Source organism: Fontivita pretiosa (assembly GCF_050410795.1).
GTDB lineage: Bacteria > Planctomycetota > Phycisphaerae > Tepidisphaerales > Tepidisphaeraceae > Fontivita > Fontivita pretiosa.
Map to the genome: position 1 here is coordinate 3,467,585 of NZ_CP191258.1, position 20,111 is coordinate 3,487,695.

At 64.7% G+C, this 20,111-nt stretch carries 12 protein-coding genes; 7 read left to right on the forward strand and 5 right to left on the reverse strand.

Annotation, left to right across the window (positions count from 1 at the left end; genetic code table 11):
- Positions 1-13 precede the first annotated feature (13 nt).
- From ACQS5P_RS14065 to ACQS5P_RS14090, 6 genes are all read left to right on the forward strand, one after another.
- Entirely contained in the window at positions 14-1,033 is a 1,020-nt protein-coding gene (locus ACQS5P_RS14065; protein ID WP_428937254.1) for an NAD-dependent epimerase/dehydratase family protein, read from the forward strand.
- Between the two features lie 67 nt (positions 1,034-1,100).
- The gene (locus ACQS5P_RS14070; RefSeq protein WP_428937255.1) at positions 1,101-1,937 is read left to right on the forward strand and encodes a sugar phosphate isomerase/epimerase family protein; all 837 of its coding nucleotides are present in this window, start codon (positions 1,101-1,103) and stop codon (positions 1,935-1,937) included.
- Between the two features lie 95 nt (positions 1,938-2,032).
- Entirely contained in the window at positions 2,033-3,118 is a 1,086-nt protein-coding gene (locus ACQS5P_RS14075) for a 4Fe-4S dicluster domain-containing protein (protein WP_428937256.1), read from the forward strand.
- Between the two features lie 162 nt (positions 3,119-3,280).
- Positions 3,281-4,555 carry an RnfABCDGE type electron transport complex subunit D gene (locus tag ACQS5P_RS14080; protein ID WP_428937257.1) on the forward strand — a complete coding sequence of 425 codons (1,275 nt, stop codon included), beginning with the start codon at positions 3,281-3,283 and terminating at the stop codon, positions 4,553-4,555.
- Positions 4,556-4,603: 48 nt separating this feature from the next.
- Positions 4,604-5,785 (forward strand): 1-deoxy-D-xylulose-5-phosphate reductoisomerase, encoded by a 1,182-nt coding sequence (locus tag ACQS5P_RS14085; protein WP_428937258.1) that lies wholly within the window; start codon positions 4,604-4,606, stop codon positions 5,783-5,785.
- Between the two features lie 79 nt (positions 5,786-5,864).
- Positions 5,865-7,943 (forward strand): site-2 protease family protein, encoded by a 2,079-nt coding sequence (locus ACQS5P_RS14090; RefSeq protein ID WP_428937259.1) that lies wholly within the window; start codon positions 5,865-5,867, stop codon positions 7,941-7,943.
- Here the strand turns inward: ACQS5P_RS14090 and ACQS5P_RS14095 are convergent.
- The 5 genes from ACQS5P_RS14095 to ACQS5P_RS14115 all read right to left on the reverse strand — a co-directional run bounded on the left by ACQS5P_RS14095 (position 7,919) and on the right by ACQS5P_RS14115 (position 18,454).
- Entirely contained in the window at positions 7,919-8,974 is a 1,056-nt protein-coding gene (locus ACQS5P_RS14095; RefSeq protein WP_428937260.1) for a GTPase, read from the reverse strand. The genes ACQS5P_RS14090 and ACQS5P_RS14095 overlap by 25 nt on opposite strands.
- Before the next feature lie 25 nt (positions 8,975-8,999).
- The gene (locus tag ACQS5P_RS14100; RefSeq protein ID WP_428937261.1) at positions 9,000-9,773 is read right to left on the reverse strand and encodes a type III pantothenate kinase; all 774 of its coding nucleotides are present in this window, start codon (positions 9,771-9,773) and stop codon (positions 9,000-9,002) included.
- 77 nt (positions 9,774-9,850) lie between these two features.
- Entirely contained in the window at positions 9,851-13,651 is a 3,801-nt protein-coding gene (locus ACQS5P_RS14105) for a tetratricopeptide repeat protein (protein ID WP_428937262.1), read from the reverse strand.
- Between the two features lie 294 nt (positions 13,652-13,945).
- Entirely contained in the window at positions 13,946-16,798 is a 2,853-nt protein-coding gene (locus ACQS5P_RS14110; protein ID WP_428941025.1) for a beta strand repeat-containing protein, read from the reverse strand.
- A gap of 309 nt (positions 16,799-17,107) precedes the next feature.
- Positions 17,108-18,454: a hypothetical protein gene (locus ACQS5P_RS14115; RefSeq protein WP_428937263.1), complete on the reverse strand. Its 1,347-nt coding sequence runs from the start codon at positions 18,452-18,454 to the stop codon at positions 17,108-17,110.
- A gap of 158 nt (positions 18,455-18,612) precedes the next feature.
- Between ACQS5P_RS14115 and ACQS5P_RS14120 the strand changes: the two genes are divergently transcribed.
- Positions 18,613-19,836: a substrate-binding domain-containing protein gene (locus ACQS5P_RS14120; RefSeq protein ID WP_428937264.1), complete on the forward strand. Its 1,224-nt coding sequence runs from the start codon at positions 18,613-18,615 to the stop codon at positions 19,834-19,836.
- Positions 19,837-20,111: the final 275 nt, after the last annotated feature.

Below are 20,111 nucleotides of genomic sequence, written 5' to 3' on the forward strand. Positions count from 1 at the left end.
AGTCAACCCAACCATGCGAGCTCTGATCATCGGCGGCACGGGACTGATCAGCACCGGTATTGTCAGGCATCTGCTTCAGCGCAATGCGCAGGTGACGATGCTGAACCGCGGCAGGCGAGCCGTCTCGGATCCAGCGGCGGCGACGCCCGGACGCGTCGAGCAGATCACCCTCGACCGCAACGACTTTGACGCCTTCGAGCGAGTCTGTTCCGAGAAAACCTTCGACGTCGTCATCGACATGATCTGCTACAACCCGCCGCAGGCCGAGAGCGACGTGCGCGCCTTTTCCGGCCGCTGCGGGCATTTCATCTTCTGCTCGACGGTGTGCACGTACGGCGTGAAGGTTCCGCCGAACGTGCTGATCGACGAGAGCTTCCCACAGGAGCCGATCAGCGAATACGGTCGCAACAAGCTCGCATGCGAGCGGATCTTTCTACGTGCCCACGAGCAGAAGCGGATGCCGGTGACGATCATCCGCCCCAGCCACACCTACGGCCCGGGATCGCCGCTGATCGACAACCTCCAGTCGGACCCCAGCTCGTGGGACCGGATCGAGCGCGGTTTGCCGGTGCTGTGTGCTGGGGATGGTCTGGGGCTTTGGGTGTCTACCCATCGCGACGACTGCGGCAAGCTGTTCGCGTACGCGGCTCTGAATCCCGTGACGTTCGGGCAGTCGTACAACGCGACGCGCGACCAGGTTTTCACCTGGCGCGACTACCTGCGTGACGCCGCCGCCGCGATTGGCAGGCCGGCGCAGGTGCTGTTCATGCCGGCCGGCTGGATCATCGCGCATGATCCGAAGCGATTCACGCTGCTGCGCGAGATCACGCAGTTTCACGGCGCGTACACTTCGAGCAAGGCCAGGCGCGACGTGCCGGAATTCCGCTGCCAGATCGACTTCGCCACCGGCGCCAAGCAGACGCTGGACGACCAGAAGCGCCGCAACGCCTGGCGCAGCAGCCGGGAAGATGCGCTCTACGATTCGATGGTCGCCAAGGCGCTGGCCGCGGGCGTGGAGCCGGTCGTGCTGTGAGCGGGCACCCGCTTGCCGCCGGAGTCCCATCATCTACAATGCGCCTGGTTCATTCACCGGAGATCCTATGCTGAAGCTGGCCGCCTTTGCGGACGAGATTTCGCCGCAACTCGACGAACAGATCAGGGTATGTCGGGAAAACGGGATCATGCACATCGAGCTGCGCGGGGTGTACGGCCGAAACTGTCTGGACTTCGACAAGCCGCTGCGCGCCGAGATCAAGAGCAAGCTGGAGGGCAACGGCATGGGCGTGGCGGCGATCGGATCGCCCATCGGCAAGGTGAAGATCACCGACGACTGGAACCAGCACTTCGACCGCTTCAAGATCGCCGTCGAGCTGGCGCAGTACTTCAACGCCCCGATGGTTCGGCTGTTCAGCTACTATCCCGATGACAGCGGCGAAATCCTCCGCTATCGCGACGAAATCATCCGCCGCTTTCAGCAGAAAGTCGATTACGTCCGCAACATCGACGTGACGCTGGTGCATGAGAACGAGTCGCGGATCTACGGCGAGACCGGACAGCGCTGCCTGGACCTGATGCAGACGATCAATTCCCCCAAGCTGCGCAGCGCCTTTGACTTTGCCAATTTCGTGCAGGTCAAGCAGAGGCCGCTGGACTGCTGGCCGATGCTCAAGCCTTATACCGTGCACATCCACATCAAGGATGCATTGTGGTCCGACGGCAAAGTCGTGCCCGCGGGCAAGGGCGACGGATCGCTGGAGCCGATCCTCAAGGACGCCTACCAGAGCGGCTACCGCGGTTTTTTGAGCCTCGAGCCGCACCTTAAGGCGCACGGGCAGTTCAGCGGCTTCAGTGGCCCGGAGCTGTTCAAGACCGCCGCCGATGCGCTGAAGGAACTGTGCAGCCGCGCTGGCATACCGTTGCAGACTCAACCGGCGTGAGGTGCCAGCAGGCGTCAGGCGTAAGCCACAAGCCGCACAGATGACTCAGACGTTTGACTGAGACGTTTCAGACCAGGCCGCAGGATCGTTCTATCATGGATGCATCGTCGCCCTGGCCGCCGGATCCGCCGACGTTTGCGTTTCTCGAGACATCGCCATGGTTCGCCGTTCCGGACATGGCGAGGCTGGAACCTGTGCGTGAGGTTCGCCCGACGGAGCTGGGTGCATGGATCGACCGACTCCGCCGCGCGGGCATCGTCGCAGACCGACACAACTCGCCGGATCTGTACCGCCAGCTCGAGCAGGCGCTGCGCCGGCCGGTTGACACGATTCTGTGCAACGCCCTGGACGTGGATCCGGAGGCATGTCTGAACAGCGCGCTGGCGGCGCGGTACGCGCTGGAGCTGTCGGCCGCGATGCTGCTGTTGTCGCGGCTGACGCACGCCGAAGGCGCGGCCGTCGTCGTGGATCGACGCGTTCCTTCGGGCTGGTGGGCTCGCCTGGCGGGCGCATGCGCCGCGATCAACACAGACCTGCGACCGATGGTCAACGACTATCCGCAGGCCGATCCGACGCTGCTGTTGTACTCGCTGCTGGATCGGCGGCTGCGACCGGGGCGGCTGCCCACCGAGCAGGGCGTGATCCTGCTGGACGCCGCCGCCGCCGTCCTGATCGGACGCGAGGCGCTGCTTGGCGAGCCGATGACGCACGCGCCGCTGGCGATCCGCGATCACGGCCTGGAACGCAGCGAATACCTCGTGGCGCCCATCGGCATGGCCATTACCGAGTTGCTGGATCGACTCGGCCTGCCGTGGCAGGGCCGGCTGCTGCGTGCCGGGGAGCTGTTGCGCGATGTGCGACTGTCCATGCAGACGCTGGTGGGGGGCGGCGAGCTGGTGCTGCACCTGTCGGCGCCGCCGCCGCAGATCAATCCGGCGCCGTGCATCCGCTGCGGCTGGTGTGTGGATGCCTGCCCCACGCGAGTGCACCCCGCCGCCGCCCTGGAAGCGGCCCAGCGCCACGATACGGCTCTTGCTGAGCGCGCCGGGATCGAGGCGTGCATCGAATGCGGCATCTGCGCCTACGTCTGTCCATCCCTGCTGCCGCTGCTGGAGGGGGTACGGTTCATCCGGCGGATGAACCAGTCGTTCGCCGCCGCCCCGATGGTCGCCGATGAATGAAGATCGCGCGACTTGCCCGGATCGGACAGCGCGTACTCGGCACAGCAGTGTCAAGCCGTTGACATGAATGGGCACGCGCCTGATGGGGCGATGCAAGCGCGGCTGTACGCTTTGCTGGAGTCGATGTAATCTCTCGGGCGAATGTCCGACAGCGCAGCGCCGATGACGCACCCAACCAGCGACGCCAACGCGAGCCAGGCGACACAGCCGCCGTCGCCGCCTGCCGCGGCTGCGCAGCATGAGCTGCCGCGCGCGGGTGCATCGGCGATGCTGCTGCACAGCGGCGTGGACCTGCGGCGGTTCTTTGCCCTGCATGCCCTGGGGGCCGTCTTTCCGCTGACTGCGGGAATCCTGCTGTTCGGCTGGCGCGCACTGGCGGCGGTGGCGATGGTCGTGGCGTCGGCGGCGCTGGCGCGGCTGTGCTGGAAGCGCATCGGCATGCGCGGCGGGCAACTGCACCTGACTCATTGCCTATGGTTTGCCCTGCTGCTGGCGATGACGCTCCCGGCTCACCTGTTCAGCGGCAGCGTCCGGCTGACGACACACACGGGCGGCAGCACCGACGCGATGCTCTGGCCGGTGCTGGTCGTTGGCGGAGCGATCCTGGTCATGTTCATGTGGCTGCTGGGCGGACTGGGATCCGGACGTGTTCATCCCGTGCTGGTCACGCATCTGCTGCTGTTCGTGTGCTTCGGTGAATTGCTGGTGCCGCGGTACGTGCTTCAGCGCGGGCGGGTGTTCGTCGGAGACGTGCTGGACGCCGCCCCCGGCGATGCACCACGCCCCATCAGCCAGCCCTGGCTTGACGCCGCGCAGATTCCCGGGCACAACGCCATCCGCATCGAACCGGCGTCACAACAGCTCACCGCGTTCACCACCGGCGCAAGGTCGGTGAACCGGACATGGATTTCGCTGGATTCGCTGCTGCGCGATCGCATGCCGCCGCTGGAGGATCTGCTGGTGGGCGGACATCCGGCGCCGATCGGCTCGGGCAGCGCCATCGCCGCCATCATCGGCGGGCTGTTTCTGCTGTATCGCGGAGTGATCGACTACCGGGTTCCGCTGCTCATTTTCATCGGTGCGATTCTGGCGATGCTTCTGCTTCCCGTGCCGGTGCTGATCAACGAGACCGATGTCGTGCGGAGGTGGCTGCCCATGCGCGTCAAGGGCGTGGGGTGGGAGCTGTCCCTGACACTGGTCAACTATGAGCTGATGGCTTCGCCGCTGGCGTTCATGGCGTTCTTTCTGGCGACCTGGCCTGCGGTGCGACCGATGACCCGCCGCGGACGAACGGTCTATGCTCTTCTGGCGGGCGTGCTCAGCGGGGTATACCAGTTGTACGTCAACGTCGCGATCGGCCCGTACCTGGGGCTGCTCACCGCCAGCCTGCTGACACCGGCATTCGACAAGGTCTTCCGATCGCGGACGCTTGTGTGAGGGCAGAGGCACACAGCGGCTTGCAGCGCATTCGGCGAGGATTTGTTCGTGAACGGCAAGCGGATCGCAATTCTGGGTTCCACCGGCTCGATCGGATGCCATGCCCTGGAGGTGATCGAGCACCTTGGCGCTCCCTACCGCGCGGTGGCGCTGTCGGCCAACCAAAACGTTGAAAAGTTGATCCAGCAGGCGCGACGGCATCGTCCGGCGGCCGTGGCGGTGGCGGATCAGACGCTGACGCAGCAGCTTCGCGACGCGACGCGCGATCTGGGCTGCCAGGTCTACAGCGGCGTCGAAGGCCTCTCGCAGATGGTCTGTCGGGCGGATGTGGACATGGTGCTGGCGGCGATCGTGGGAGCGGCGGGGCTTGGGCCTGTGCTGGCGGGCATCCGCGCCGGAAAGCAGATCGCCCTGGCCAACAAGGAAGCGCTGGTGGTCGCCGGCTCGCTGATTGTTCCCGAGGCGCGGCGGCGTGGGGTGCAGATCCTGCCGGTGGATTCCGAGCACTCGGCGGTCTTCCAGGCGATGCATTGCGGGCGGCTGTCGGAGGTCAGGCGCGTGATCCTGACCGCCAGCGGCGGGCCATTCCGCTGCGCCTCGCCCGAACAGCTCGCCCGCGCCACGCCCGAGGATGCCCTCAACCATCCCACCTGGCAGATGGGCAGCAAGATCACGATCGACTCGGCCACCATGTTCAACAAGGGGCTGGAGATCATCGAAGCCTGCTGGCTGTTCGACCTTCCACCGGAGAAGATCGAGGTCGTGGTGCATCCGGAATCGATCGTGCACTCGATGGTGGAGTTCGTGGATGGATCGGTGATCGCCCAGCTTTCCCCACCGGACATGCGAACCCCGATCCAGTATGCCCTGACGTATCCGCAGCGACGGGAAGGAATCGGGCGGAGGCTGGACTTGAGCCGGGCGTTGTCGCTGCACTTTGAGCCGCCGGACCCGCAGCGGTTTCCGGCGTTGCGTCTGGCGTATGAGGCGGCGCGGCAGCGTGGCACCGCCGGCGCGGTCCTCAACGCCGCCAACGAAGTCGCCGTCAAAGCCTTCATAGACCGCAGGATCGGCTTCGGCATGATTTCGCGCATCGTCGAGCTTACAATTCGCTCCAGTCGGCTTCAGCCCGAGCCGTCGCTGGACGATTTGCTCGAAGCCGACCGTGCGGCGCGGGCCACCGCCGAGTCGCTTATCGAGGAGTTCGCAAACACGGATGAACACCGATGAACACAGATTCTGGATTTGAGATCTGCGATTGCATCTGCGTTCATCCGTGTTCATCAGTGGTTCATAATGTGGATCGCCAATGGATTTTGAGTACATCGGAACGGTCATCCTGCTGGTTCTGGGCTTCGGGTTCGTGATCTTCTGGCACGAGCTTGGGCACTTTCTGGCGGCCAAGTGGGCGGGGGTGAAGGTCGAGCAGTTCGCCGTCGGCTTCGGACAGGCGCTGATCTCCTGGCGCAAGGGGCTGGGCTTTCGCCTGGGCAGCTCGCGGGCCGAATATGAGCAGAAGCTCCGCGACTACCTCAGGCAGCAGGACGCCTCGCGGAAGCCGCCGCAGGAGCTGCCCGACGCATCGACCAGCGAAGACCTGCGCCTGGAGTACGCCGCGGCGCAACTGGGGCTGGGCGAGACCGAATACCGCCTGAACTGGATCCCCCTTGGCGGGTACGTGAAGATGCTGGGGCAGGATGACATGAACCCCAACGCCACCTCCGACCATCCCCGCGCCTACAACAACAAGTCGATCGGCAAGCGGATGGTGATCGTCTCGGCCGGGGTGATCATGAACGTGATCCTGGCGATCATCCTGTTCGCGGTGCTGTTCCGGATCGGGTTCAACGTTCCGCCTCCGGTGGTGGGGTCGGTCGCGACCGGTTCTCCGGCGCAGCGGGCGGGGATTCAGGTCGGCGACCGGATCCTCACGATCGACGGCGTGCCGCAGCACGACTTCACGAAAATCAGCATGAACGTGGCTCTGGTCGAGGAAGGGCAGACCGTGCCCGTCACCGTTCGCGGCGTGGATGGCGCGGAGAGGACGCTGAAGGTCACTCCGCAGCGAGAGGCCGGCGACGTCAACGGGTTCCTGAAGCTGGGGATTTCGCCGGCGCCGGAGCTGCGCGGGCTGGATCCGCGGAAGGTGCCGCGCGACTGGGAGAAGAACGCGGACCTTGTTCCGCCGGATGTGTTTACGATCCGTCCGGGCGACACGATCGTGGCGATCAACGGCGAGCCGGTGCAGGTCAGGCAATTCTACAAGCTCGACCGGGCGCTACAGGCATCGTACGGCCAGCCGGTCGAGCTGACCGTGCAGGACATGGCCGGGCAGACGCGACAGGTGCAGCTCCGCCCGCGTTTTCCCGCCAAGCCGTTCAATGCGATGGAGCTGGATTTTGCCGGCATGGTGCCGCGTGCCACGGTCGAGGCGATCGTGGAGAACTCCAGCGCGCGGGGCAAGCTTCGGCCGGGCGACGACGTGGTCTCGATGACCATCAAGGGCACGTCCGACACGTTCGATCATCCTTCGCCGATGGAGTTGCGTGAGCGTCTGGCTGAAGCCAGTCGCGGCTACAAGAGCGTGGAGATGCTGGTGCTGCGCGACGGGCAGCTTGTGACGGTTACGGACCTGGTGCCGCAGACCCGCCTGGAGACCGGCGGGCGCGGGCTGGGCATCCAGCCCGGCTATGACGCCGACCACGCCGTCATCGGCCAGATCGTCCAGAACAGCGCCGCCGACCGCGCGCGGGTCCCCGATGGCTCGACGATCGTGTCGATCAACGGCCAGCCGGTGGCAAGCTGGTACGACGTGCACCGGCTGCTCAGTCATTTGGATGCACCTGGCACGGTGAGGCTGGAAGTGCAGACACCCAAGGCCGGACCCGCAACCTTCGAGCTGTCGCTGTCGCAGGAGGACCTTGAGGCGATTCGCGGGCTGCGCTACTCGGCGCTGGTGGCGCTGCGGGAACTGAGCGAGCCGCGGCAGACGAACAATCCTTTCACCGCGGCGGCGTGGGGCATCATGGAAACGCGCGACCTGATGGTCCAGTTCTACCTGACGATCCGACGCATGATCCAGGGCTCCATCGCTGCCTCCAACGCCATGGGACCCATCGGCATCTTCCACCAGGGCTCCAAAATCGCCGACAGGGGAATCGACTGGCTGATCTGGTTTCTGGCGATGATCAGCGCCAACCTGGCGGTGGTGAACTTTCTGCCGATCCCGATCGTGGACGGCGGGCTGTTCATGTTTCTGATTCTGGAGAAGATCATGCGCCGGCCTCTGTCGCCGCGGGCGCAGAGCATCGCCCAGATCGTCGGGCTGGCGCTGATCGCAAGCGTCTTCCTTTTCGTGACCTATCACGACATCTCGCGGATGTTCTGAAATTGGGCGTGATGCAGGATTTGGCGCTGTCGGTCGGTCCAGCAGCGGGGGATCGACGGATCGAGCTTCTCACACCCGAAGTGGGCAAGGATTCTGCTTCGCACCTGCTCGATCCCCTGGCCGGTGGTGGCGACGGTGTGGATCGCATCGATCGCGTGGATGTCCCAGGCGGCCGGCAGGTCGCACTTGTTGACCACGCGAATGGAGTTGGGATATCGCGCCACAAGCTCCCGCGGTAGGGGGCGGGTGGCGTCCAGCATCAGGATCAGCAGATCCGCCTGCTCGATCTGCTCGCGACTGCGGGCGATGGCGGCCTGCTCGATCGGATCGGCGGATTCGCGCTGTCCGGGAGTGTCCAGCAGCATCACCGGCAGGCCGTCGATGTTCGCCCAGTCGCCTACCCAGTCGCGGGTGGTGCCGGGCACGTCGGCGGTGATCGAGCGCGCCTGCCCGAAGAGCTGGTTGGCCAGCGTTGACTTGCCGACGTTGGGCTGGCCGACAATCGCGATGCGCGGGGGATGCAGCATCCACCACAGACTGCGATCCTCGAGGATGCTGCGGGCGCGGCGCTGAACATCCGGCCCGGGCAGAAGCGAAAGCTCCTGGGTCAGAGCGGCCCACGCCTGCGGTTGAGCCAGGAGCATGCGGATCGCCTGCTCGGTGCGTGCCAGCGGCAGCGATTCGAGCATCTCGCGCTCGACGTCGGAGTGTGCATCGGGGTGGCGATCGCTCGCCTCGGTGAAGCCGAAGCGCTGCGCGAGGCTGAGGCATTCGCGCACGACCCACGGGCCGCCGTGGAGGTTGATGTCCAGCGTCAGCCCGTCGCCGTGAAGGACCACGACCGGATCGTCGATGACGCGGGCGTTTTCGTCGATGAGCCTGAGATGAACTGCGCGCCCCGGCGCGGGCTTGCCGGAGCAGAACCGCGCGACAAAAGCGGCGACTCGCGGACCATGCAGCCGCACGACTGCGATCGCCGCCGCCCCCGGCGGAGTCAGAACGGTCACCGCGTCCTGAGCTTCATCGGTCATTCTTCCGCCCGCATCCTTTGCCCTCTCAAGTTCCATGCCTGATGTGATGCTCCGCATACGCCAGCGCGATGCCGTAGAGCGTCAGGTCCGGCGAGACCGCATGCACCAGTTCCCACCCGGCGAACAGTCTGCCGGCATCCCCGCCCGTGGCGATGACGTCCGGCCAGGCGCCCAGATGCGTGGCGTAGTTCTCGACCAGTTCCTTGACCATGCCGCGGATGCCGTGATACACGCCATGCTGAAGCGCCGCGATCGTCGATTTGCCGATCGGGTCACGGGGCACCTCGAGCTGCGCCAGCGGAAGTTTGGCGGTGTGCTCGTGCATGGCCTGGAACTGCATGGCCACGCCGGGCGCGATCGCCCCGCCCAGGAAGTTGCCCTCGTCGTCGCAGACGTCCACGGTGATCGCGGTGCCCGCGTCGACGACCACGCAGGCTTTCTGCATCTGCTCGTAGGCGGCGGCGACGTTGAGGATGCGATCGATCCCGGTTTCCTGGGGGTTTTCGGTCAGCACCCTGATTGGCACGTCGAGCTGGCGGCCGACCCACTGTACCTGCTGGCCGGTGACCTGCATGACGGCGTGCTCGACCGGCTCGATCAGAGGCGGGTTGACGCTGGCGCCGGCCACCGCGGCGCCCTCTCGACCCGCCAGATGCGACCATGCCTCGGCGATCACCGCCGGCCAGTCGCTTCGCTGCGAGTGACTGATCCGCTTGACGTATTCCAGATTGCCCGCCACGAACGCGCCCAGCGCCAGACGCGAGTTGCCAACATTGATGACCAGAACATTGATATCCATCGTGAGCAATCATAGCCGGGCAGCGGGCAGCCGGCAGCGGGCAGCAGGCGGCGGGGCAACGTCGCGGGCGCTCAGGATCAGTCGTACTGCACGCCCTGCGGTGTCACCGGCAGGACCTTCTCCTCGAACAGCGGATCGAACAGGCTCCGTGGGAACTGGTAGCGATCGACGGCAACCTTGCGGGCATCCTCGGCCATCTGCCAGCGTTTGGCCTGACGGAAGACGCGCACGAACTCGCGATAGGCATTGCACAGGTGCTCGCGCACCATCGGATGTGAAACGTTCAACTTGAACTGCCCGTTTTCCTGCACGATCGTGCCCAGCCCGCGCTCCCCGGCCATCCCGTACAGTTGGATCAGTGTTTGCCAGACTTCCTGCCGGGCAGAATCCAGCAGAATGCACTGCACAAGCGTCACGGCCGCGTCGTCGTACCTTTGCTGGGCAAGCTGTACGGTGGCGATCTTCAGGTAGGGATCGATATCAGCCGGATCAAGCTGCCGCTGGTAGCGAAGTCGCGCCAGCGCCTTGTCGTATTGCCCCAGCTTCGTATAGGCCATGCCCAGTGTGCCGTAGACAGGTCCCAGCCCTGCGTCGGTGATGTCCTTCTCCGGGTCGCCACGAAGCCGCTGCTTGGCCTTGTTCACTTCGTTGAACGCACGATCCACCTGCGAGCCCTGTTCCAGCACATCGACGGCCTTCTGGAACCACTTGCGGGCCTCGCTGGTGATCACCTGCGAACCGTCGGGACGTCGCTCGGTATACAGATCGCCTTTCAGCGAATAGTACATCCCCAGGTGCAGGTACAGCCGGCTGCTGTTCAGGTGATTGGGCAGCACGTCCACGATGGGCTTGGCGCGCTCGGCGGTGGCGATCATGCGGTCAATCTCGCCCTCGAGCTGTTTCGGCGGCGTGCCTTTGACCGTCTTCTCGACGTACTGTTCATAGTACGCAAACGCCAGGGACTGGTAGGTTCGGAAGCTGCGGTCGGCAACCTGGCGCGCCGCCTCCCACAGAGTCACATCGCTCTCCCAGGCGAAGTTGCGGAACCACGCCCGAACACCGTACACGCACACGAGCAGCGTCAGCAGTGATCCGGCCACAAAACGGTGCCACGGAAAATCATCCGGGTCGGTCAGTTGGTGGCGTTCCCACAGCCATCGCAGGCCGGCGAACACTGCCATGACCACCACGGCGGTGAACCCCGCCAGCGGCAGATACATGAACCTCTCGGCCATCACGCTGCCGATCGTCACCAGCAGGTTGGAGGTGGGCAGTGCCGCGGCAAAGAAAAAGAGGATGAAGAAGAACGTTGCGCGGCTGCGGTGATACGTGTAGTAAGGCAGGACGATGAAGATCGCAATCACCGCCACAAGCGCCACGATCGCCTTGACGTCTTCAAAGCCGTTTCCGAACGTGTAGCTGAAGTTGGGGATCTGGTGCCAGGAGTAATCCGCCGACAGATGCGCCGGGTACGTCAACAGCCACAGCAGTTTGCCCAGAATCTTGACGGCCGTCAGCTTGCACTCGACGAACGAAAGCCCGATCAGGGGCTTGGCCAGAAGCTCGGCGTCGAAGCCGGGCACATTCAGCTCTTTGACCATCCAGATGCCGCGGATGGGGTTGTCCAGGAAAGGGGTCTCCGCCGGGGAGGAATTGCGGAAGACCCAGTCGCGTACGGCGGCCATGGCGATCAGCGGCGGGATCATCGCCACGTAGGCCAGGGCAAAGCCGTTCCACACCAGGCTCCAGTCGCGCGCGTATTCGGGATGCTGACGGCGGGGCGTGAGCGTTCCCAGGATCAGCTCATGGACCCCGACCACGACCGCCAGCAGAATGCCCAGCCAGTAGGAGTAGAAGCTGGCGATGATGCTGGCGATCGCAACGCCGATCAGCGCCAGCACCCGGCTGGACCGGGCCGTGGGAACCGCAAACACTTCGCCTGGCGGGCGCAGCGCCCGCGGCAGGCGAGTGCCCAAGTGCGCGTTCAGCCAGCGTCGCACCTGGTCGCTGGCCGTCAGCACATGCAGGCTCAGCCCCAGCAGCACCACCACCGATGCGGCAAGATATCGTTCGATCCACCCGGCCCATTCCTTCAGGCCAAGCCACGAAATCGGCCAGGCCAGATAATCCGTCCAGCGCCAGAAGTGGAAGGAGAGCGTGCTGCCGGCCGGTTCCCAGGTGTCCCACCCCTTCCAGCGGAAGAACCACAGCGCCAGGATCGGCAGACCGATCAGGGCGAAGAACAGGGCCAGGTAAAGCGTGGAATGAGCCACGACGCGGTAGCGAGCGGACGGGCTGGTCAGCGAGCCGCGGCACAGCTCGATGGCCGCGATGGGCGCCGTGATCGTCAGCGGCCAGTAGGGCACCAGAAACGCCGCGGCACTGCTGGCTACCGCAATCACCACCAGCGACACGACCCGCAGCCGGCGATCAAACTGCCACAGTGCCGCGTACACCACGAGTCCCACCGCCGCCAGCACGCCCGCATAGATCCAGCGTCCCGCCTGCGGAAGCCGCGAAAGCAGATCCATTTCAGCCGCCCGGAGGCTGGCCGCCAGCGGCAGCCCCACCAGCGCCCCAACCAGCAGCAAGTACAACACGCCGTGGCCGATCAGCATCGGCAACGGCGCCAATCGTCCCGTGTTGTGAAGGCCAATCCATCTCAAAACGAATTCGACCACGCCGATCAGCGCCAATACGTAGACCGGCACAAACCCAAACGCCACCGTCTGCACCAGGGCCGCGCCCAACAGCGCCGCCAGGGATGCATAGCGAATCCCGACGGTGGCGCGCATGCGGATGTAGTAAGCGACTGCGGCGGCGAAGGGGATGCTGAGGGCGATCCGCAGCGGCATCGGCAGCGCCTGCGGCACGCCCGCGTCGGCCAGAATCGACCCGCTCAGCGCCGGCAACAGGATCATCACCAGCGTGTACAGCAGGGCGTATTTGACCAGCCCCAGCAGTCCTGAATGCCGCGGGTCATCGCTTCGCCAGCGGTAGGCGATGTCGTAGACGATCAGCACCAGCACAACCGCGGCGGCGCTTTCCTTGGCGAACAGCCCGAAGGTTGTCAGCAGCATCAGCCCCACGACCCAGGGCAATGCCCACGAGCCGCGGGTGCGGGTGGCCTTGGCATACAGCAGCAGTCCGCCAAACGTCACCAGCGCCGCGAACATGTCCGCCCGGCCGATGATGTTCGTCACCGATTCGGTGGTGATCGGATGCGCTGCGAACAGCGCCGCCACGAACCCCGCCGGCCACACCCGTTGCAGCAGCATCAGTGCCACCAGGTATACCAGGATCGAATTGATCCAGTGCAGGACGTTGTTGATGACGTGATAGCTGGTGGTGTCGAGCCTGCGGAAGGGAGTGTGCGCGTAGTCGTACCACGACATCGGCACCGGATTGCCCTCGGCGTCGCGCACGACCCTGCCCTTGTCATCCGTCTTGTACTGCGGCTTGCCGGTCAGCAGCACATAGTCAACCCAGTACGTGAAGGTCGTGACCGGTCGATAAAGCCCGCTGATGCCCTTCGGCCACCAGTAGTCGTTCTTGAAGATGTACTCGATCTGTTTCCAGCTTTTCAGGTCGTGGCGGGGATCGGCGCGGAGCAGGGCCTTGTAGTACTCCTCGATGATGTACTTGTTGTCCAGGGTCATCCCCGATTTGAACGAGTTGGAAAAGCTCAGACCCACGACCAGCAGCAGGGCGACAGCCACCAGCGCGTGCGACCATAGCGGCACATGCGGCCAGAGCCTGTCCGGCGTTGTGCCCAGCAGATCGCCCTGTTCGATCTGCTGCGACACAGAGCTGTCGCCAGCGCGCAAAGACCCTGACGCTGCCGCGGTGCTGCCTGGCTGCTGCTGGAGTTGGGTCATCGGGGAAATCTGTGCACGACCTGCGCGAAACAAAACATCAGGGTTTCACAATCCAACCCTTTGCGGATTTCAACTTAATGGCCGGAAAATGCAAGTCGGCCAGGCAAGGAATCCCGCAGGCCAGCCCGTAACGCCCCCGTGGTCGGGCCGGTATTGGCAGATGGATGTGGCGGATTGCAGTTGAAAAAAGGCGGCGGTCCGCCCGAAGGCGGGACCGCCGCGGAGGAGGACCAGTCTCACGATCTGCGGGAAAGCCATTTGGACGTCCCGAGGTCGCGATGCAGGATTTGAAAGTCAGCGTCCGGCGCGTCGCCGACGCGGCAGCATCGCCGTCGCGCCCAGCACCAGCACACCCGCCGTCGCCGGCTCGGGAACCACGCCCGACTGCACCGCCCGCAGCGCCGCAAGGTACTCGCCGCCGAACAGCTTGGTGTGCTCGGCAATGAGCGCCTCGGCAAGCGGACCGGCCTGATTCACATACGCATTGTCGATCAGGGCATAGTCCGTCGCGTCGATCACACCCGAGTAGTCAAAGTCGCCGTTGATCCAGCCGCTCAACGTGTTGACGTACCCGTTGTCGATCAGCGAGTAGTCGGTGGCGTCGATCGAGCCACTGAGGTCGGCATCCCCGAAGTAGGTGAACTTCACCAGCACCTCCGTGCCGACCAGGCCGCTGACACCGGCGAAATCGGTGTAGATCGGCCCGCTGCCTCCCACCTGAGCCAAATCGTTCAGCACCACACCAAGACCGTACAGGAAGCTGCCGGCGGTGGTGTTCTGGACATTGGCCTGTGTCGAGCCGATGCCCGGGCCGAGCCAGTCGAAGTTTCCGCCGTTTTCAAGGGCGGTCTTGAGCTGAGCGGTGGTGGTGGCGAGGTTGCCGCCGTCGAGGATCAGGCTGTTGTTGTTCAGGTCCAGCCTTGCGGTGGCGGCCAGGTTCAGCGAAGCGGTGCGTGAGGTGCCGGCCGGGGAGTTGGCCGTGCCCTTGGCGGTGATCTGCGCCACGGCGCCTGCGTTGACGGTGATGGTGCCGTTGGCCAGCCGCGTCGCCGCCAGCGTGCCGGCGTTGACGGTGGTCCCGCCGGTGTAGGTGTTGGCGCCGCTGAGGATCCATTTGCCGGGGCCGGTTTTGACGACCGAAAGAAGGCTTCCGCTGCCCGCATCGGCAAGGGTAGCGGCGAGTGTGTTGTCCCCGGCGTTGCTTCCGGTCAGCGTCAGCGACCGGTTGCCGTTGCCGAATGCGACAATGCCGCCGTTGTTCGAGAAGCTGAGCGGACCGCTGCCTGAAGAATCGATCGTTGCGCCGAACGTGCCGATGCTGAACAGCCGGTCGCTGGAGCCGCCCGCGCCGACATAACGCAATGTGCCGCCCGTGAACACGAGATTGGCCGCATCGCTGGTCGATGCGCCCAGCGCGCTGGGCAGCCCGCCGTCGGCGATGTTGCTGATCTCCAGCACAGTGCTCGTGAAGATGTTCTCGGTGTCGGAGCTGCGGTCGCTGTCGCGGCGGTCGGCCCGGTTCTCGCCCGTCGCCAGATTGGCTCCGGCAATCGTGGTGATGCCCGTGTAACTGTGCAGGCCGGTGACGATCACCTTCCCGCCGTTGCGGTAGGTGACCTTGTTGGCGCCGGTCATCCGGTCGTTGCCGTTGAGCGTGAGGGTTCCGGTCATCCCGCCCCAGAAGTAACCGTTAGCGCCTGGCGTGACGGTGCCGGAATAGCTGACAGCGCCCTGAGCACCGATCGACAAGCTGGCGACATTGGCCAGCGGCCCGCTGGAACTGAAGTCGAAGTTGGTGGCGGCTTCGCTGGCGGGAATCGCCAGCGCTCCTGCCGACGTGGGCGCGATCTTCCCGATGAACGTGGCAAAGCCGGCATCGGCCGAGCCGGGAGCGTACCACACGCCGCCGTTGGCGTTGACGTTGATTGCCGACGTATTTCCCCAGGTATTGGCCGCGGCGAAGACAAGCAATCCGCCGTTGACGTTGGTCTGTCCCGCCCAGGTGCTGGTGGTGTTGGTGAGCGTCAAAGTGCCACTGCCGCGCTTGGTAAGGTTGTAAGCTCCGGTATTGTCCGGACCGTCGTCATTCTTGATCTGTCCGTGGATGACGGTGTTGCCCCTGCCGTCGATGATGAACGTCCGGGTGCCCGGATCGCCGGCTTCAAAGATGTAAATGGAGACCCCATTGCCCGCGCCGGTGAGCGTCAGGGTCGATCCGGGGGCCAGGTTGTTCACCATCGCACGGTTGTTCTGCTGGATGATCCAGCCGTTGAGCGTAAGCGAATTGTTCCCATCGACCGTGAATCCGTTGGTGATCGAGATGTTGTTGGAGAGCGTCCTGGCGGGATTGTCCGACTGGAGATGGGTTCGATGTCCGGCATTCATCGAGATCACCGCCGTGCCGAATGCCAGGTCGTCTCCGACGACGACCGTGCCCCGTGTGATGTAAGCCGCCCCGAGGCTCGGTGATGCCTGCTTGAGATAATGGGTGGTGTAGAGCGCGCCGTTGTTGGCGATCTCGCCGCTGAAGTTCGGGCCGCCAGTACCGCCGGTGCTGCTCACGAAGCTGGCATTGTAGATATTTGTCGCGCCCGCGACTCCGCCCAGACCCATGTCGCGCGCGATCGTCGGATCGGTGGCATCGAACAGATTGATGGTGCCGCTGAAGATCAGTTGCGGGCCGCCGACCATGCGGTTGGTGATCGTCCGGGCGGCGCCGATGGCGTTGATGGCGCCGGCGAGCGTCAGGCTGTTGGTGCTGGTGGCATCGATGTCCAGGTTGTCGTTGAGCACAATCGGAGCCGAGATGATGTTGATTGCGCCGGCGACGCCACCGCTGCGGATGATCGCCGGGGCGGTGCTGATGTCGAAGCTGAGCGTGCCGCCGGCGATGGTGCTGGTCACTGCGGCGCCGGTCCCGCCGAGGCTGAGGGTCGCGACGGTCACGCCCGCGGCGGGGATATTGGCCGTCAGACTGCTCGCCAGATTGACCGACAGATCCGCCTTATCGTCGATGGCCGACGGGAACCCCGCTCCGCCCCAGTTGGCCGGATCATCCCAGGCCTGCGTGCCGCCGGCCAGGTTCGTCCAGGTAAACTCAGCGCCCAGTGCATTGCCGACCAGCGGAACCGACGCCGCAACGGCCATTGCCACAAGACGCGATGCCCGCTTCCATCCCGACCGATTCGCCCCATATGAAGCTATCAGACTCGAAATCCGCGACCGTTTCATAGCCACTCCTCTCCAGAAGGCTCAATGACGCTTGCGCGCACGGCCCGTGCCGTACTTTCCCGAGGATGCGCCGAAAGTGCAGCCCAAATCTATCACGCAGCAGCATCCGCGACTGGCGAAAATGCGACATAGTCTGGCGATCTTGCGCAACGCACGTGTCCGCAGTCGCCAGAGAAGGAAAAGATGGAAATCGCAACTCCGGCTGTTCCGCTGCGAAAGGCGATCTCAGCGGACTCTGGTCTTGATGACCATCCCGCTGGCCGGGAGCATCGGGACGGTGATCGCATCCCCGCTGATCGCCGACTTTGGCAGCTCGCTCCAGGTACCATTCCATGTCCCGTCCGGGTGGATTGCGGCGCCGCCGAGGGTCAGGTCTGACGCGTCGGCGGCGATGTCGTTGTTGGTGGATCGCAGCTCGATGGCCTGGGCCTGGGCATCGGCCAGCGGCGCGTCGAGTCTGATCCGCACCTGGATCGGGTCCGCGCCGGGCCCGTGCGTCTTGTTGATCAGGGTGATGGCCAGGGAATTGTCATCGCCGAGCGTGGCATAAGCGGCCAGGTTCTGGTGCGGCGATGAGCGGACCTGCGCCGGCACAAGCGTGCCATGCCCGCCAAGGTCGAACAGCTTCAGCCCGTACGCCAGCGGGCGAACCTCGTAACCACGCGGCGAGGACACGAACACGGCATATCGTGCCGGCAGGGTGATCGCTCCGCCGGTCCGGTCGCCGGTGTGAAAGTTCAGCCCCACCGCGCCGTGCGAGATCCACCAGTACAGGTAATCCGCCGCCCACAACGCCGAGGCATAGCTGTCGCTTGCGCCTTTCAGCCCGCTGTACCAGTAGCTGTTGGTTTCCGTCAGCCGAAATGTCAGCGACGTGCCCTGGACGAGCCTGGCGGTCTGATCGTGAATCTTCTGATACAGCTCATACGCCGAGGGCTGAAGCATCTTCTCCCGCGACTCGGCCGCGTCGAACGGCACCAGCCGGGTGGGATCCTTCTCCTTTGGATTGCGGTAGGAACATCCGAACGGATACGAATGGTGCGAGAGCTGCACGAGCCGTCCGGCTTCGTTGCCAAATTCCCGGATTATCCTGGCGCTCAGTTCGGGCGAGGGGTTTTCGTCCGGGGCGCAGAATCGCGCCTGCGGGTCCGCCGCCACCATCGCATCGCGAATCGCCGTCCATCTGGCGCGGTAGATCTCGTAATCCTTGTAATAGCTCGGCTCGTTGCCGATCGAGTAGCACTCGATCCGATCCGCAAATCGCTGACGGATCAGCTCCGCCACGTGCGCCGCCGCCCGCGGGTCGCCATCCTTCAGCCGCACCGAATAGATCACCATGACGTTCGCGGCTCTGGCGAACTCGAAAAGCGAGACGATGTCCTGGTCTTCGGGCAGAGCGGATCCCTGATCCACCGAATTCCCGCCAATGCGCAGGCTCGCGATCCCCAGCGTCTTAAAGAGCCTGACCAGCGGAGCGTTGTCCGCCCGGAAATAGCGTACGCCGTCGGAACCGACCAGCAGGCAACTGGTCTCGTAACTCAATCCAAGCGCCTGGGGAGAAATCCGGCTCATCGGCGCACGTGTCGCCACGTCAACCACGATCGGGTGAATGAATGACGGTTTCATCGCTTTTGATAAACTAACAAAACAGCGGCAGGGTGGCACTGTTCAGGGCCGGCGGCTGGATGGCGCGGCGAGGGCGACCTATGGACCTGACGACCGACCGGAGGATGGCTCGAACCAGAAAACGCGTGGCGCTGCTGATCGAATCACAGATCGCGCCGCGGCGACGAATGCTCGAGGGGGTGGCACGCTATGTCCACGAGCACGAGCCGTGGGATATCTACCTCAAACCCTACGGCGTCGATTATTCACTTCGACAATGGGCACGAAACTGGTCGGGAGATGGCATCATCGCCGCGATCTGGACTGACAGGCCTCAGCACCTGCTCCAGGCCGAGGTTCCCGTGGTGGATCTGGTCGGCTGCCTTCCCGATGCGCCGCTGGTTCACACCAACGACCTTTCGGTTGGCCGGCTTGCCGCCGATCACCTGCTGGAGCGCGGTTACCGCAATTTCGCGTTTGTCGGCTATGAGTCCGCGTGGTCCGTGGCGCGACAGCGAGGCTTCGAACAACGCATCCGCGACTTCGGTTGCACCAGCGAGATTCACCAGTTCATCATCACCAGGCTTGCTTCCTCCGGGCCACGCGCCTGGGAGCGCCGGCAGACGCAACTGGCCAACTGGGTGCGCAAGCTGCCCAAGCCGATCGGGGTGATGACCTGCACCGACCTGCTCGGCCAGCAGTTCCTGGAAGCCTGCTCGCGCGCTGACGTTGCGGTTCCTGAACAAGTCGCGGTCATCGGCGCCGACAATGACGAGTTGATCTGCGCCGTCTCGATCCCGCCGCTTTCCAGCGTGATCATCAACGACTTGCAGCGCGGCTACCAGGCGGCGGCGCTGCTGGACCGCCTGATGGCCGGCCTGCCCCCACCCCAGGAGCCGGTCTACATCGAGCCTGCCGGCGTCGTCGCCCGCGCCTCGACGGACATCCTGGCCATCGCCGACCAGGCGGTCGTCGCCGCTTTGCGTTTCATTCGCGATCACGCGTGCGAGCCGATTGGCGTAAACGACGTGGTCCAGCACGTGCCGATGTCCCGCAGGATGCTCGAACGCCGCTTCCACCGCGCCGTCGGACGCTCGATACACGATGAGATCGTGCGCGTGCGGCTGAATCGCGCCGTCGAACTGCTGTGCGCCACCGAGCTGAAGCTCGAGACCATCGCCGCGCGCACCGGCTTCAATACCGCCTCGTACATGGGCGCTGTCTTCCGGCGGCTGCTCGGCATGACTCCGGGTTGCTACCGCGACGGCTCCAAGCGCCTGGGCGGGCATGTCGTGCAAGGCCCCCTCCCCGGCAACACCGCTGTCTCCGCCTCGACCTCCCGGCGGTGAGCATCTCAGCCCCGCCGCTTGTCAGCGGCACCGGCCGCCGTCACGCCTGCATCTGACCGATGCACGGTCACTTTATCCATACTCCTTTCCCAGCTTTGCCGGACATTACGATCAGCAAGGACTGCCACAGGAACCGCGATTTTCTGCCCGATCCGCACCATCCGCCATCGCAAGAAGCTTGACGCTTCCCTGGCCAGCAACCTATCCTTCCGCGCTCACCTCTTGCCTTGTGGGCGTGGGTGATCCGGGAGTGTGCCCGGTCCGGCACAGTCCCC